General features: G+C 40.0%; 13 protein-coding genes and 2 pseudogenes. 13 read left to right on the top strand and 2 right to left on the bottom strand.

The window, feature by feature from the left end; genetic code table 11:
* Window positions 1-164: 164 nt before the first annotated feature.
* Entirely contained in the window at window positions 165-941 is a 777-nt protein-coding gene (locus ACPC57_RS03655; RefSeq protein ID WP_434066330.1) for a DUF6261 family protein, read from the bottom strand.
* A 332-nt stretch (window positions 942-1,273) separates the two neighbouring features.
* Between ACPC57_RS03655 and ACPC57_RS03660 the strand changes: the two genes are divergently transcribed.
* From ACPC57_RS03660 to ACPC57_RS03720, 13 genes and pseudogenes are all read left to right on the top strand, one after another.
* Window positions 1,274-1,891 carry a DUF5052 family protein gene (locus tag ACPC57_RS03660; RefSeq protein ID WP_418127356.1) on the top strand — a complete coding sequence of 206 codons (618 nt, stop codon included), beginning with the start codon at window positions 1,274-1,276 and terminating at the stop codon, window positions 1,889-1,891.
* On the top strand, window positions 1,892-2,389 hold the full coding sequence (locus ACPC57_RS03665; RefSeq protein ID WP_418127357.1) for a GNAT family N-acetyltransferase: 498 nt from the start codon (window positions 1,892-1,894) through the stop codon (window positions 2,387-2,389).
* A gap of 1 nt (window position 2,390) precedes the next feature.
* Window positions 2,391-3,043: pseudogene (locus tag ACPC57_RS03670) on the top strand (DNA alkylation repair protein).
* A gap of 8 nt (window positions 3,044-3,051) precedes the next feature.
* A pseudogene (locus ACPC57_RS03675) lies at window positions 3,052-3,343 on the top strand (DUF1905 domain-containing protein).
* A 288-nt stretch (window positions 3,344-3,631) separates the two neighbouring features.
* Entirely contained in the window at window positions 3,632-4,708 is a 1,077-nt protein-coding gene (locus tag ACPC57_RS03680) for an aspartate-semialdehyde dehydrogenase (RefSeq protein ID WP_418127359.1), read from the top strand.
* A 70-nt stretch (window positions 4,709-4,778) separates the two neighbouring features.
* Window positions 4,779-5,714: a 4-hydroxy-tetrahydrodipicolinate synthase gene (gene dapA, locus ACPC57_RS03685; RefSeq protein WP_130554620.1), complete on the top strand. Its 936-nt coding sequence runs from the start codon at window positions 4,779-4,781 to the stop codon at window positions 5,712-5,714.
* Between the two features lie 414 nt (window positions 5,715-6,128).
* Window positions 6,129-7,478, top strand: a complete 1,350-nt coding sequence (locus ACPC57_RS03690; RefSeq protein WP_434066331.1) for an FAD-dependent oxidoreductase — start codon at window positions 6,129-6,131, stop codon at window positions 7,476-7,478.
* A complete protein-coding gene (locus tag ACPC57_RS03695; protein ID WP_434066332.1) occupies window positions 7,468-8,934 on the top strand; it encodes a helix-turn-helix domain-containing protein in 1,467 nt (488 codons plus the stop codon). Before ACPC57_RS03690 ends, ACPC57_RS03695 begins: the two co-directional genes overlap by 11 nt.
* 211 nt (window positions 8,935-9,145) lie before the next feature.
* Window positions 9,146-10,660 carry a glycerol kinase GlpK gene (gene glpK / locus ACPC57_RS03700; RefSeq protein ID WP_434066333.1) on the top strand — a complete coding sequence of 505 codons (1,515 nt, stop codon included), beginning with the start codon at window positions 9,146-9,148 and terminating at the stop codon, window positions 10,658-10,660.
* 75 nt (window positions 10,661-10,735) lie between these two features.
* Window positions 10,736-12,565 (top strand): type 1 glycerol-3-phosphate oxidase, encoded by a 1,830-nt coding sequence (glpO, locus tag ACPC57_RS03705; RefSeq protein ID WP_434066334.1) that lies wholly within the window; start codon window positions 10,736-10,738, stop codon window positions 12,563-12,565.
* Between the two features lie 13 nt (window positions 12,566-12,578).
* The gene (locus tag ACPC57_RS03710) at window positions 12,579-13,286 is read left to right on the top strand and encodes an MIP/aquaporin family protein (RefSeq protein ID WP_277837240.1); all 708 of its coding nucleotides are present in this window, start codon (window positions 12,579-12,581) and stop codon (window positions 13,284-13,286) included.
* 131 nt (window positions 13,287-13,417) lie between these two features.
* A complete protein-coding gene (locus ACPC57_RS03715; protein ID WP_434066335.1) occupies window positions 13,418-14,368 on the top strand; it encodes a VOC family protein in 951 nt (316 codons plus the stop codon).
* Between the two features lie 12 nt (window positions 14,369-14,380).
* Window positions 14,381-14,983 carry an alpha/beta hydrolase gene (locus ACPC57_RS03720; RefSeq protein ID WP_434066336.1) on the top strand — a complete coding sequence of 201 codons (603 nt, stop codon included), beginning with the start codon at window positions 14,381-14,383 and terminating at the stop codon, window positions 14,981-14,983.
* Window positions 14,984-15,010: 27 nt separating this feature from the next.
* Here the strand turns inward: ACPC57_RS03720 and pepF are convergent, their stop codons facing one another.
* Window positions 15,011-16,801 (bottom strand): oligoendopeptidase F, encoded by a 1,791-nt coding sequence (gene pepF / locus ACPC57_RS03725; protein WP_434066337.1) that lies wholly within the window; start codon window positions 16,799-16,801, stop codon window positions 15,011-15,013.
* Window positions 16,802-16,913: the final 112 nt, after the last annotated feature.

Raw genomic sequence — 16,913 nt, forward strand, 5'->3', positions numbered from 1 at the left:
ATGATGAGTCAGATATTCTTAAGATTTCAATTCCTGTTTCATTTCTCTGGATTGTAATGTCAATAATAGGCATTATTAATTTCTGGTAGTTGTTAGACTCTTTAAAGTGTCGATATTGTATTATTGTTAAATCCCCCTAATCATTTCGACTAGGGGGATATTTTCTATGTTGTCTCCAATTCTTTTCCTTGTGGCAAAACAGTTTTGATTTCATTGGTGGAAGGGTTAGATTCTACCTTATTTTTCTGTCTATTTCGCTCTGAAAAATCTTGGCGAATATCGTTTAGGATTTGTAAGATGACCTTCTCACTAGCGTTGGCATCATAACTTACCTTATTGACCAAGTGGTTATACAGAAGAGAATAATCTTTGAACATATTTTTACGGATTTTAGCACTATCAATCTTGACACGTGTACTGGTATCTTGACAACGTTGGAGATAAAGGCTATAGGATTTTTCTTGACTGTCACGCAGATTGGCGACAGCCTCCTCTAACATCAGCATAGTAACAGCCTCGGAGTAGGGTGGCTGTGCGAGTCGAGCAAGCAGGGAATCCATCAAGGCAGATGATTCTTGCATATTTGCAGTTGGAGCAGTCTTATACAATTCGACCAGCTCTTGTAACAGGCGATAAGCCTTTAACTTTTCAACTGTTCGAGCATTTTGAAAGAGTTTGAGACCACCTACAAAAGCCGAAAAATCAATATTTCGGATTTTAAGAGCTTGCTTCAGTTCCTTGGTCAAATCAGATCCTCGTTTTTGTTTGAGACTCTCTTTCATCAAAGGTAAGGAGTCTTCTAAACGTTGCGTCAGGTCAGCAACCATAGGATCATTGCTTGAAGAACGATACTGTTTTAGAGTATCAACTGTGCTACTCATTAGTTGAATAAACTCTGCCTGATTCAAATGTTGGGCGTATAGTGGAATGCGGATTTTCATTTAATATACCTCGCTTTATTTTTTTATCCGGTTATCTATTTATTCGTTAAAGGAAACCAAAAATGTACAAAATTTGAAAAATAGTTTTAAATGTTTAAAAGTAGTATTCCAAACAAAATGATACGTTTTAAACTTTTAAAAGTTACCACAGACTTATTTTTACAATTTTTAAAAAGTTTTTTGATGCAAATCAGATTTCGGTAGCTTTTTTTCAATTTGAAAAAGGGCAATACTGTTTATGGTTGCCTGATTATTTATAAAAGACAGTTAAATTTTTATATCAACTAAACTTTTCCATGTTACAATAAGGTATCACACTTTGGAGGTGTTATATGAAATGGAATAAAAAGATTTTATTGTCTGTTGTGTTGCTCGTTAGCTTGGTTTCCTTATCAGCCTGTCAATCGATTACGAACTGGTTGAAGAACACCAAGGAAGAATGGATTGGTCTAGAAATGACCGTTCGAACTTTTGATGAAAATTCTCAATTAATTGATGAAATGTCTGGGAAGTCCTTGTCAATTTCTCGCAACCAAGAGTTTGACTCTGTGGATGCTGAAGGCTACTCGAATTCAGATTCTTCGGTATTAAAAGTGACGCTCGGTAATTATGAAATCGACCATGTAGGCTCTTCTTTAATTGCTGCAGAAGAGGGTCTGGAGGATCTTTATGCCAAATACCAAACTACGGTAGATATTGCGAATTATGACCGTTCGATTCCCTTGGTGAATCGCATGGTTTCAAGTTTGAAAAATGATTTTACCGGAAAGGCAAAGGTGGTACTTATTCGGTCACAAAATGGTACACCTTTAGCAACATATGTTGGAGATAAAGTTTCGCTATATGCTTCAGATGCACCAAAGACTTCTGAACTTTTAGTTGATGGCAAACGCTTGATTATCTATCGTTGTGACTATACCATTTATGACAGGGAGCTATTGGAGAATTAAATGATAGAGATTCGGAATGCGCAGTTTGAAGATGCGGCGAATTTGGTGGCCATTTATGCCCCATATGTTGAAAAAACTGCCATTACTTTTGAAACACAAGTACCTACAGTAGAAGATTTTGAAAATAGAATTAAAAAAACTATGGAAAAATTCCCTTATCTGGTCGCAATAGAAGAAGGACAGATAGTGGGATATGCCTACGCATCGACCTATTATGCTCGTGCAGCCTATGATTGGACGGTGGAATTGTCGGTCTATGTTCAAAAAGAAGCGCGTGGAAAAGGGGTTGGAACCTTGCTATACACTGCTTTGGAGGAAGAATTGACTGCGCGTGGGTTCAAAAACTTTTTAGCCTGCATTGCCTTACCAAATCCTGCTTCCATTGCCTTGCATGAAAAGAGAGGTTATGAGCAGGTGGCTCATTTTAAAAAAGTTGGATACAAATTTGGCACTTGGCATGATATCGTCTGGCTCCAAAAGTCTCTTGTAGGTGACTAAATTGGATTTTGTAGAATTGGAAAAACGATTGTTGGCCCTGGCAGAAAAAGGTCAGGCACAGCCTATGAAAGCCTATATGAAAAACAACTTTGAGTTTTTAGGTGTTCGTAGTCCAGATCGTAGAAAAGCTGCCAAACAATTTTTCAAAGACTTCAAAACGCCAGAACTTGACTGGGATTTTGTAGAGGCTTGTTGGGGCAAACCCTACCGTGAATTTCAATATGTCGCTATTGATTACCTCGTGGCTCATAAGAAAAACCTAGTATTAGCTGATTTACCCTGCTTAAAAAACTTGCCCAGACGAAGTCCTGGTGGGATAGTATTGACGGATTGGACAAACTCGTTGGTAAAATTGTTTTGGACAATCCAGAGGCCAAGCAGGTGATGATTGACTGGAGTTTGGATGAGGATTTCTGGTTGAGGCGAATTGCTATTGACCATCAGCTTTTGCAAAAGGAAAAGACAGATATAGTACTATTAGAGAAGATCCTCGTCAATAATCTCAATCAGCCTGAATTTTTTATCACTAAAGCGATTGGTTGGAGTTTGCGTGATTATTCGAAGACTAATCCTCATTGGGTTCGAGACTTTCTGGGAAAATACCAACATCAAATGGCAAGTTTATCGATTCGTGAAGCAAGTAAGTATTTATAGGTTGAATGATGACAAAAGTATATGAATTTCAAGCAGTTATGCTTCCTGTCTCAGATAAGGGTGGAGCATATATTATTTTGCCATATGATATCCGTCAGGAATTCGGGAAGGGGAGAGCAAAAGTACATGCGACTTTTGATGGGCATCCCTATGATGGCTCTATTGTCAATATGGGAATGAAGGATGAAGTAGGCAATATTTGTTATATCCTAGGTATCCAAAAGGCTATTAGCGTTGCAATCGGTAGGTAAGCAACCTGGAGATAAGGTGTTCGTAACCATTCGAGAGCGTATTGAGTAATTAGACTTGCAAAATTGTCAAATTATGATAGAATAGGTACATGCGATGAGCCGAGTAGTGACTTAGTCACATTCGACGCTAGGGAGGTCTTCATTTAATTGAAACGCAGGAGCGGACCTTGAATAGTTGTTGTGAACCTGCTATTCTCATCAGCAATGATGCCCTTACCCACCATTTATGGTGGGCTTTTTTTTCATTTATATACTTTTCATTTATATAAAATGTGGTATAATTAAGAAATAATAAATTTTTAGAAAATTTTGAAGAATTGATCTAAAGGAGATACTTATGGCATATGTAGTGGCTGTCGTTGGTGCGACAGGTGCAGTTGGTGAGCAGATGATTAAAATGTTGGAAGAATCAACTCTTCCAATCGAAAAAGTACGTTTATTAGCTTCTGCTCGTTCTGCGGGAAAAACCCTTCAATTTAAAGGACAAGAGATTGTTATCGAAGAAACAACTGAAACTGCCTTTGAAGGTGTTGATATTGCACTTTTCTCAGCTGGTGGTTCTACATCTGCTAAGTTCGCTCCATACGCTGTTAAGGCGGGTGCAGTTGTTGTAGATAATACTTCTTATTTCCGTCAAAATCCTGATGTTCCTTTGGTTGTTCCTGAGGTTAATGCACATGCTTTGGATGCACATAATGGAATTATCTCTTGTCCAAACTGTTCAACTATTCAAATGATGGTTGCTTTGGAACCAATTCGTCAGAAGTGGGGCTTGGAACGGATTATCGTTTCAACTTATCAAGCTGTATCTGGTGCAGGTATGGGTGCAATCCTAGAAACGCAGGCTCAACTTCGAGCTGTATTGAATGATGGTGTTGAGCCAAAAGCTGTTGAAGCAAACATTCTTCCTTCTGGTGGTGATAAGAAACATTACCCAATTGGATTCAATGCACTTCCTCAGATTGACCTCTTCACTGAAAATGACTATACTTACGAAGAGATGAAGATGACGAAGGAAACGAAGAAAATCATGGAAGATGATAGTATTGCCGTTTCTGCAACCTGTGTTCGTATTCCAGTTTTGTCAGCTCACTCAGAATCTGTTTACATTGAGACAAAAGAGATTGCTCCGATTGATGAAGTTAAAGCAGCAATCGCTGATTTCCCAGGTGCTGTTCTCGAAGATGATGTTGCCAACCAAATTTATCCTCAAGCAGTCAATGCTGTTGGAAGTCGTGATACCTTCGTTGGTCGTATTCGTAAGGATTTGGACAAGGAAAATGGTATCCATATGTGGGTTGTTTCAGATAACTTGCTGAAGGGTGCTGCATGGAACTCAGTTCAAATCGCAGAAACACTTCATGAACGTGGTCTTGTTCGTCCAACAGCAGAGCTGAAATTTGAATTGAAATAAGAACTTATTAACAGAAGTACACAAAAGGCTGCGCTCAGCCTTTTTTAGCAATAATAAGAGAGGAAGTACGATGTCTATTCAAGATTTACGTGATGTAAAAATCATCACAGCGATGATTACCCCTTTCAAAGAAGATGGTTCTATTAATTTTGACGTTTTACCAGAATTAATTGAGCATTTGTTGGCACATCATACGGAAGGTATTTTATTAGCAGGTACAACAGCCGAAAGTCCGACATTGACACACGAAGAAGAATTGGAGTTGTTTGGCGCAGTTCAAAAAATTGTCAATGGCCGTGTTCCTCTAATTGCTGGTATTGGTACCAACGATACCCGTGACTCAATTGAGTTTGCCAAAGAAGTTGCAGCTTTTGGCGGTTTTGCAGCTGGTTTGGCTATTGTCCCTTATTACAATAAGCCATCTCAAGAGGGAATGTATCAGCACTTTAAGGCTATTGCTGACGCTTCTGATTTACCAATCATTATTTACAATATTCCTGGACGCGTAGTGGTGGAAATGACTCCTGAAACCATGTTGCGTTTGGCTGAACATCCTAATATTATCGGTGTCAAGGAGTGTACTAGCCTTGCCAATATGGCTTATTTGATTGAGCACAAACCAGAAGATTTCTTAGTCTACACTGGTGAAGATGGTGATGCTTTCCATGCAATGAATCTGGGAGCTGATGGGGTCATCTCTGTTGCGTCCCATACTAATGGTGATGAGATGTACGAAATGATTTCCGCTATCGCTCAGCAAGATATCAAAACGGCAGCAGCCATTCAACGGAAATTTATTCCGAAAGTCAATGCCTTATTCTCATATCCAAGCCCTGCACCGGTGAAAGCAGTATTAAATTATCTAGGATTTGAAGTTGGACCACTTCGCCTACCACTCGTACCATGTCCTATTGAAGATGCAAAACGGATCATCAAGGTCGTTGTAGACGGCGATTATGAAGCAACAAAAGCCACCGTCACCGGAGTAGTCAGACCGGATTATTAAAACAGTCAGGGGAGTGACTGTTTTAACGCGAGCCTAAAAACAAGAAAGCGAGCACGTCCAGTGGACGTTTTTAACCCGAGCCTAAAAACACGAAAGTGAGGAAAGTCAGGGGATACGAATAGTTCAGTGAACTATTCGTACCTGAGCCGGAAAACCCAAAAGCGAAGTGTTTTAACCCGAGCTGAGATACAATAAATAAACAATGACTGTTTGTTTTCTGAAATTATAAGAAAGAACACAGATTTTTAAATCAGTAATTTGAAAATCCGTGTTCTTATTTTTTTCTTAGATAAACAAATATTAGAAAGCTCAACATTTCTAAAAATCATTTTCCATTCTCCATTTTCCAGTTGCAAGCCTTTCCATTCTTGTTAATTTCTTGTTATAATGACAAAAAAGGATGAAGGAGCAAGTATGAAAATTGTTATTATCGGAGCTTCATTTGCTGGGTTGAGTGCAGCTTTGGAGTGTAGAAAATTGTATAAAGATGCTCAGATTACATTGATTGATCGAGAAAAGGATGTTGCCTTTTTTCCAAATGCCTTAAACTGGAAATTGTCAGATCGCTTGACTGAATGGGAGGAAGCAAGGATTTCTCTGTACAAGGAACTATTGCAGACTACCATTACCTATCTCTTTGAAACTGAGTGTTTAGCCATTAATCCTGAAACGAATCGGCTTAAATTAAGACAGCAAAATGTCATCAGTGAAATAAGCTATGATCGTCTGATCTTAGCTATGGGTGCCAGTCAAACGTGGGAATGGGGCCAGGAAGAACTTCAAGACTACTTGATCCGGTCTAAGACCCTTACTCAAGCGCAAAGAAGTCTAGAAAAAATAAAGCAAGCAAAAACTATTGCAGTGATTGGAGCAGGGCAGATTGGATTAGAAAGCTTGGATGCTCTGAGTCGAATGAATTTGAAGTTACATGTGTTCGAGGCGCAAGATTCCCTGTTGGCGAAGTATCTTGATGAGGAGATGGTTGAGCCCATACGTCTGGAAATGGAACAAAGAGGAATTCTAATACATTTATCCGAAACTGTGAATCAGATTGAGATAGATGAGCAGGAAAAGCAAGTTATTTGCCGGACTGTAAATGGAAAGTATCGAGCTGATTTTATTCTTCCATCAACGAATTTAATACCCAATATTCAATTGGTAAAAAATCTCCTGAGAATAAACGTTGAAGGTACTGTGTGGGTAAATGAGTATCTTGAAACCAGCCAGAAAAATATTTTTGCTGTGGGAGATTTGGTTAGTTTACCAGTAGAATATTTTGGCCAAGCATATCTTCCAATGATTCATCATGCTATCCGAACTGGTAGACTAGCTGCTCAGAACTTAGTGATGCAGAGTATTCCATTGAAGAAAACCCAACGGATTGTATCGAGTCGCTTGTTTGGCTATTATGTGACTAGTATTGGGTTAACAGAAAGTGAAGCAAATTTATGGCTGAATTGTAAGTCGATTCGGATGAGGAGCCCATACAGTCAATGGGAATCAGAAATGGCTGATTTTAAATTGATTGTAGATAAAAATGGACGGATTGTAGGAGGTCAACTCGTTTCGGTTGTCGATCATATTGAACAAATGGATGCCTTGTCACTTGCTATTTCAAATGGTTTAACAGTATTTGATCTAGTCCAACAATCTTGGTTATGTCTTCCAGGTAAGACTCCCTTGGTGCCAATGATGGTAGAAGCAGCTCAGGAATATATTCGGCAAGAAAACCTAGCACATACGGAGGTTGACTATGCAGATTGATTCCCTATTGGAAAAGCGCGAACGAGCTATTTATCAGTTGCTCCTGTTTGTGGAAAACAGAAAAGACGCTCCCTTGCTGAAAGATGTATGTCGCCATTTAGATCTGACAAAATCAACTTTATTGCGCTATATAGATTCTTTTAATGAAGAGTCGCATGCTGCAGAATTGGGTCTTTTATTTCACCTTGAGGAAGAAAAGGTTTCTTTACAAAAAGATGCTCGACTAAGTCAGCAACAAATATTATCTTATCTTTTTCAGCCAAGTATCAAGTATCAGATCATTGTATTTTTATTAGATAAAGAAGATGTTTCTTTACAGACATTGTCTCAAGAATTACTAATTAGTGAGGCAACGCTCAATCGCCATCTCGCATCACTAAACCAATTACTGGCTGAATTCGGCATCGCCATTAAAAGCGGCCGGTTGAAAGGAAGCGAGCTTCAAATCCGGTATTTTTTACATCAAGTCCTCCTCTTGACAACTGTTAGCTCCAAATACCAAGAGGAATTTGCCAGACGCCATTTGGACGCCTTATTACCCTTATTTGAACGCTTTTATCAGTCAAAACTCAATCCTAAACAGGCCTATCGTCTTTTATTATGGTTGATGATTTCACAACAACGGTCTAAGTTACAACAGTTAGATTATAGGTCACTGTATAGCCTCATGAGACCTTATCAGGACCATAAATTTTATCGACAATTGCGGAAGATGTATCTGACAGTGGGACAACAACAATCTGCTTCCTTTCAGGAAGGGGATATCATGGCTTTATTTGCATTTTTGTTTAGTCACTTTATTTTAGAACCACATCAGTTGGAACAGGTTCTGGGCTTTGGGGGTCCAATTATGCAAGCAACGTCACTTGCTTTGCACGTTTTTCGTTCACACCTAGGAGAGTCCTTGTCGATTTCAGAAGAGGCCCTTTATCATTTGAATCAGACCATGAGTCAATTGTATTTCTTTCAATCTTCGCTTGAACTTGAAGTGGTACAAGAACTTTCATTTGAAGACGAATCAGCCCAATTATTAAAAAATGTCTTTAAAACAGCTTTTCATAGAAGTCTAGATGCTGATCAGGTAATGGCTAGCTATTCTCCAAAAATCAAAGCCTTATATGTATATTTTAGTCAGATAAAGCCGATACAGGTCAAAATTGGTTTCGCATCTTCTTTGCATGAGGTTTTATCCTACCCTTTATTAATGCAGTTGAGAGAAAAGCTTGAAGGCAATCGTCAGGTGCTTATAGACCCCTATCAGAATGGAGAAACTTATGATTTCATTATCACTGACTACCTTAACGAATCGTCATACCCTATTTATTATTTAGGAACTCAATTAAAAATGTATGATGTTGTACAATTGAAATCTATTATACAAGAGCTGTACAATCAAAAGGCAAGACAATCAGAAAAAATTGCAACTCAAACACCTTTTCCAATAGAACATCGGTAACTGATTGAAAAAATATCTTTAGCAGGAACTAAATAGTTGCTTGAAAAAATTTGATATTCGTTGATTTGCTGGACTTTCTAGCTCACTTATATCAAATTTTTTTATTTTTTTAAAAAAATTGATAGGATACTTTCCCGAGAATGGGTTAGAATAGAGTTACTAAGAAAACGGAAGCGTTTTCAAAAAATATAAACAAACAGGAGGGAGACCTATGTCTACTGAAAAATACATCATGGCTATTGACCAAGGAACTACAAGTTCACGTGCCATCATCTTTAATAAAAAAGGTGAGAAAGTTGGCAGTTACCAAAAAGAGTTTACGCAAATCTTCCCTAAACCAGGTTGGGTTGAACATAACGCCAATGAAATTTGGAATTCGGTCCAGTCAGTCATTGCAGGATCCTTTATCGAAAGTGGTGTTCGTCCTGATCAGATTGAAGGAATTGGTATTACCAACCAGCGTGAAACAACGGTGGTCTGGGATAAGGAAACAGGTCTTCCAATTTACAATGCCATTGTCTGGCAATCTCGCCAAACAGCTCATCTTGCTGACCAGCTGAAAGCGGATGGTCACGCAGATATGATTCATAAAAAAACAGGCCTTGTAGTGGATGCTTACTTCTCAGCAACCAAAGTTCGTTGGATTTTGGATCAAGTCCCTGGGGCGCAGGAACGTGCTGAAAAAGGTGAGATTTTGTTCGGAACCATTGATACTTGGTTAGTTTGGAAGTTAACAGATGGCAAACAGCATGTGACAGATTATTCAAACGCAGCTCGTACCATGCTCTTCAATATTGAAGAGTTGAAATGGGATGATGAAATTTTATCTCTTCTCAACATTCCAAAAGCCATGTTGCCAGAAGTTCGTTCAAACTCTGAAGTTTATGGAAAGACAGCTCCATTCCATTTCTATGGCGCAGAAGTGCCAATCTCTGGCATGGCAGGTGACCAACAGGCTGCCCTATTTGGACAACTGGCATTTGAGCCAGGTATGGTGAAAAATACTTACGGAACTGGTTCTTTCATCGTGATGAATACAGGTGAGGAGATGCAGTTGTCTCGTAATAATCTATTAACGACGATTGGCTATGGTATCAATGGTAAAGTATACTATGCTTTGGAAGGCTCTATCTTTATCGCTGGTTCGGCGGTTCAATGGCTCCGTGACAGCATGCGAATGGTGACAACCTCGCCTGAGTCAGAAGAGTTGGCACGCAAATCTACCAGCAATGATGAAGTCTATGTTGTTCCAGCCTTTACAGGACTTGGAGCTCCGTATTGGAATTCAGATGCGCGTGGTTCTGTTTTTGGATTGACACGTGGTACAACAAAAGAAGACTTCGTCAAAGCAACTCTTCAATCCATTGCCTACCAAGTTCGTGATGTTATTGATACCATGCAATTGGATACGGGTATTGATATTTCTGTCTTGAAGGTTGACGGTGGTGCAGCCATGAACAGCCTCCTCATGCAATTCCAAGCAGATATTTTGGGTATTGAAATCGCACGCGCTCAAAACCTTGAAACTACAGCTCTTGGAGCAGCATTCTTGGCAGGTTTAGCAGTTGGTTTCTGGAATGATTTGGATGAATTGAAAGAACTCAACGCTGTCGGCCAATCTTTCCAACCAACCATGAACGAAGCTCGTAAAGAAAAACTTTACAAGGGATGGAAAAAAGCTGTCGCAGCAACTCAACTATTTGCAGAAGTGGATGAAGAGCAATAAAGGACTTGTTAGCGTGGGGAAAGAAGGCTTTCCTCTTGCTAGACAGTCCTATTCAAAAGTTAGGAAGTGAATCGTATGGAATTTTCAAAAGAAACAAGACGCATAGCCATTGAACGAATGCAGGATCGTCAACTAGACCTCCTCATTATCGGTGGTGGTATTACGGGTGCTGGTGTGGCTTTACAGGCAGCAGCAAGTGGCATGGAAACAGCCTTGATTGAAATGCAAGACTTTGCAGAAGGAACTTCCAGTCGCTCAACAAAATTGGTGCATGGTGGATTACGTTATTTGAAACAATTTGACGTGGAAGTGGTATCCGATACCGTATCTGAACGTGCTGTAGTACAAAATATTGCCCCACATATTCCAAAGCCAGATCCAATGCTTTTACCAGTCTATGATGAGCCAGGTTCTACCTTTAGCCTCTTCCGTTTGAAAGTAGCCATGGACTTATATGACCTCTTAGCTGGAGTCAACAATACTGCAATGGCCAATAAGGTCTTGACTAAAGAAGAAGTCATTGAACGTGAACCAAACTTGAAGCAAGAAGGATTGATTGGTGGCGGTGTCTACCTCGACTTCCGCAACAATGATGCCCGCTTGGTCATTGAGAACATCAAACGTGCAGCCAAAGACGGCGCCTTGATTGCCAGCCGTGTCAAAGCTGAGAAATTTATCAAGGATGAGTCAGGTAAAGTTATCGGAATTGTTGCTCGTGATTTGCTGACAGATAGCACCTTTGAAATTCATGCTCGTTTGGTCATCAATACAACAGGACCATGGAGTGATGAAGTGCGTAATCTGGGTGGCGAGGGCTCAGGCATTCTCCAGATGCGTCCAACCAAAGGTGTACACCTAGTTGTCGATAGCTCTCGCTTGTCTGTTCCTCAGCCAACTTACTTTGATACAGGTCACGCAGATGGTCGAATGGTCTTTGTCCTTCCACGTGAAAATAAAACCTATTTTGGTACAACAGATACAGACTACACTGGCGATTTGGCGAATCCGATGGTAACCCAAGAAGACGTTGACTATCTGCTTGATATTGTCAACAATCGCTTCCCAGAAGCAAACTTGACCTTGGATGACATTGAGAGCGGTTGGGCAGGTCTTCGTCCCCTCTTGTCTGGAAATGGAGCTTCTGACTACAACGGTGGAAACAACGGAAAACTCAGCGATGAGAGCTTCAATAGCTTGATTGAAACAGTTAAAGGTTATTTGAACAATGAAAAGAGTCGTGACGATGTGGAGCAAGATTTGACACATTTGGAAGGCAGTGTTTCTGAAAAACACCTGAATCCATCTGCTGTATCACGCGGTTCTGCACTTGATCGCGATGACAATGGTTTGCTGACTCTTGCAGGTGGTAAAATCACAGACTTCCGTAAGATGGCCGAAGGAGCAATAGAAAAGGTTGCAGACATCCTCAAAGAAGAACACGGTCGCAGCTTTAAACTCATCAATTCTAAAACCTATCCAGTCTCTGGTGGTGAATTGAACCCGGCAAACGTTGCAGAAGAAATCGAACATCTTGCTCAACTAGGTGTGAAGAAAGGTCTTGTCTATGATGATGCGCTTTACTTGGCAAACTTGTACGGCTCAAATGCGCCAAAAGTCTTTGCATTAAACCATAAAGTAGAGGCCGTTTCTGGCTTGAACAAGCGTGATTTGCTTTCCCTTTACTATGCTATGAAGGAAGAGATGACCTTGACTGCAGTTGACTATCTTCTCCGTCGTACCAATTACATGCTCTTTATGCGTGATCAGTTGGATGCGGTGGCACCAGACATTTTGAAAGAGATGGCTGCTTACTATGCTTGGTCAGAAGAAGAACTAGCACAACAGGAACAATTGTTGGCAGATACACTTGTTAAGAATGATTTGACCTATTTAAAAGAAAAATAGAAAGAGGTGCATGATGACAAATGAATTAATCGGTGAAGTGTTGGGTACCGCCTTACTTGTCTTACTAGGCAATGGTGTGGTAGCAGGAGTAGTACTAGATAAGAGTAAGGCTAAGGATGCTGGTTGGATTGTAATTACAATTGGTTGGGGTCTAGCAGTAGCCATGGCAGCTTTTGTGAGTGGCTTATTGGGACCTGCCCACCTCAATCCAGCTGTATCAATTGCAATGGCCTTTGCAGGAAATCTCCCATGGGGGTCTGTAGTCCCTTATATCCTTGCTCAATTTATCGGAGCTTTTATCGGTAGTATCCTAGTTTTCCTCATGTACAAAGATCACTACGACGCTACTGAGGACACAGGCGCTGTATTGGCAACTTTCTCTACTGGTCCTGCCATCCGCAACCTTGTTTCCAATACAATTAGCGAAGCAATTGGAACCTTTGTTTTGGTCTTGGGATTATTGGCTTTCGGTCAGTATGATTTTCCTACAGGACTTGGTACCATAATTGTTGGTGGCTTAATCCTATCTCTAGGAGTATCATTAGGAGGTCCCACAGGATATGCCCTAAACCCTGCGCGTGACCTTGGTCCTCGTATCATGCATGCCATTCTTCCGTTGAAGCACAAGGGTGATTCGGATTGGGGTTATGCTTGGGTACCAGTAGTTGGTCCGATCATCGGAGGCTTGCTAGCGGCTGCCCTATATGGTCTCATTTTTTAAGAAATATCCTTCTCTAATCAGCAATGGTTAGGGAATTTTTTTGGTATTTGGATAACAATTGTAAACAAGATAGTTTAAAATATCAATAACTAGTGATAAAATAATTGTATCATAATCTAAGAGGTATTCTTATGAACAATACAGGTATTCATCACATTTCAAGCTTGGTAGGAAATATTCATCAAGCCTATCATTTTTATCACCATATTCTAGGCTTGAAATTAACATTAAAAACGGTGAATCAGGACGATTCTTCTATGTATCATTTGTTTTTTGGAGATGCAGAAGGTCGATTTGGAACGGAATTCACTATTTTTAATATGCCGACACTAGCTCGACAACGGGAGGGAGCAAATCGATTGGAGAGAACCGTTTTTCTAGTCAAAGATTTAACTGCCTTGGAATTTTGGCAGAAAAGATTGACAGAGTTTGAAGTGGTAAACGAAGGGATTCAGGCTTTTGGAAGCGGGCATATCTTGAATTTCCAAGATGAGGATGGTCAGTTGCTTGGTTTAACATACCATGAATCCATAGGAGAGATGCTACCTGTTGAGATCAAGGACATTCCTGCGGCTGCAGCAATTGTAGGCATAGCTGGCATAAAAATGCGGGTTCGTGAAGAGAAAGCTCTAATTGAATTACTTGAGGACCGTTTTGGTTTTGTGGAAGAAAATCGATTTGAATACCAAGGACAAGAAGTTATTTCACTAGTATTTGATAACGAGTTTCAACACCGAGTGCAGGTTATGGTCGATAAGGAATCAAAAATCAGTGTAATCGGTGTTGGCGGTATCCATCATGTGGCTTTCGGCGTTCTAGATGAATCTGATTTAGAAGAAATGGTTGACCATTTGAATCTTCAAAATTGTCCACACTCTGGTATTATCAATCGAGATTTCATGCATTCCTTGTACTTCCGAGCACCAAATTATCTCATGTTTGAGGTTGCAACGATAAATGGTGATAAAGAAGCTCCAATGCCAAATCAATCATCCAAATTAGATGAAGTTGAATTATTTCTACCAAGTTTCTTAGAGCAAGAACGATTAGAAATTGAAAAAATACTCGATCAACGTTATTAGGAGAAAATTTGTATGGATTATCGCTTTATCAAAGGGACCAGACCCCGTCTCTTGGTCTTTTTCCACGGTACAGGTGGCGACAAGGAATCAATGCTCTTTCTCCGCCAACAGCTGGATCCAGAAGCTTTTATCCTTTCCTTGGATGGAAGTTGGGGACAAGGTAGGAAAAGGCGTTTCTTTGCCCCGCTGATTGATGGTCAGCTGGATCTTGTCGATGTTGAAATGCGCTTGTCGGCTTTTCTGGATTTTTGGCAGGACTCAGACATTCAGCCCTACCAGCAGGTTACCTTCGTTGGCTTTTCAAATGGTGCCAACTTCATCATGGTCTTGTTAACCAAACAGTCAAATCTGGCGGACAATTATATCTTGCACCACCCTTCAGCCTTAGATTATGCTTTTCCTATGGAAAATAGCAGAGCAGAGATTTTGATTACACTAGGGCAGAATGACCAACTCGTCGACCAAGTTGCTCTTGAAAATCTTGTAGATGATTGGCAAGCGTCAGCCTTTCCCAAAGCCAACCTAGCTCGTTTTGACAAAGGCCACTTTCTAAGTCAAGACGAATTGATCTATGTTAGAAATTGGTATCAGGAAAAAATAAACGAAAAGACCTGAACAAGTTGTTCAAGCCTTTAAGAGTTATTAGATTAAAGATTCTAATTTGTCAACCAATGAACCTACATAGGCGATGGTTTCTTTAAGAGGTTGATCTGTTGAAACGTCAACACCAGCGTGTTTAGCAAGGTCTTGAGCAGAAAGACTTGCACCGAGTGACAAGGTTTCCAACCATTTTTCAACAACTTCTTCAGGATTTTCTTCCAATTGCTTAGCCATAGCAGTACCGATGGTCAAACCAGCTGAGTAGGTATATGGATACAAACCAATGTAGTAGTGTGGTTGACGCATCCAGATAAGACCTGCATCGTCACCGATTTCAAAGTCATCACCCCAGAATTCTTTGATGATGTCTAGCTTGATTTGACAGAGAATGTCCCCATTTAGATATTCATCATTATCAAGGCGAGTGTAGACTTCACGTTGGAAGGCAGCTTCAAGCAAGTGAGTCACCATGTTGTGGAAGTAGGTGCGACTAATCAATTCACTAATCAAATAGGCTTGGAAACCAGGATCTTGATTGTTTTTCAAGAGGGTATTACATGTCAAGACCTCATTTGCAGTAGATGGAGCTTCGATGAAGTATAGTGATGGTTCATAGCTTAGCACACTTTGTTTCTTAGCCAATTGGAAATGACCAGCATGTCCTAATTCGTGAGCCAATACCAAGACCTCATTCATCAAACCTGTCCATGAAAGTAAGATGTAAGATGGTCCATCATACAAGGTAGCACAGAATCCACCCGTTGCCTTGCCTTCATTTTGAGCAAAGTCAATCCAACGCTCATCAAATGATTGTTCAATCATTTTCACATAATCTTCACCAAGAATGCCCAAGCAGTCAATCAAGAATTGTTTGGATTCTTCAGGAGTAATGCGTTGGTTGTATTCAGATGGCAGACTGATTTTCAAGTCAGCGTGTGTGATTTTATCCAAACCATGAGCCTTAGCAACCAATTTCACATAGCGACGCATGTGAGGAGCCAATTCTTTCATGATGACATCAATCTGACGGTCGAAGAGGTCGCGAGAGACATTTTGGCTATGCAAGAGGAAGTCGATCGTATTGTCAAATCCACGCAAGCGAGCTTCGATTTGTTCGTTTTTGATATGAGACAAATAAGTCGCTGCAGTTGTATTCTTGTATTTCTTCAAGGTTGAATAGAATCCAGCAGCTGAATTGCGACGGATTTCGGTATCATGGCTGAGTTCATAATCATTTTCAAAGAGAACATAGCTGTTTCCAAGTGTTTCACCATTGGCTTCAAAACTATCAAAAGTCATATCTTCAAACTTGGTCACACCGTAATTGTTATAAGGCTGACTAAATGTTGGTGCAAAGTTTGCAAGAAGCTCTTCTTGTAAAGGATGAAGCTGGTATGGTTTTTGACGAATAATATTTTGGATGTATGATTTCCACTGAGGTTGGTCAGTAATCACACTTTCCAATACATCTTGGTCTAGTAAACTCAGTTCTGTAGGTAAGAAAGACAATTTTGGAATTGTGTAGGCAATTGTCAAGTCAAAGTCATTTGACAAACTGGCTAACTCGGTGTTCATTTTATCAACTTCAAGGGGTAGGAAAGCGTAGTGTGATAATTTACTCTCTAAAATAGCTAAGCCTTCATATTCTTTTAGAGCTGCCACAATGGTCTCAAGTGTTGTTAATTTCCCTTTGTAACTTGCTTCAAAATTCTCAACTTGTTTTTTATAGGTTGCCAAGGCATTTTTATAGGCCTGATTATCTGGAAAAATCAGATTGGTATTCCAAGTAAGTTGAACGTCAATTTCATGACGCTTTGGCATTGCAGTAGACATGGTATTCTCCTTTATGTTGTAATATTGACATTATATCACAGAATGAAAAAAGAAACTTGACAAAACCGTGAAAAACCTAGATAATATAAGTATGAAAGGGTTTACTGAAAAC

The organism is Streptococcus sp. VTCC 12886 (genome assembly GCF_049893425.1).
In the GTDB taxonomy this organism is placed as follows: domain Bacteria; phylum Bacillota; class Bacilli; order Lactobacillales; family Streptococcaceae; genus Streptococcus; species Streptococcus suis_AA.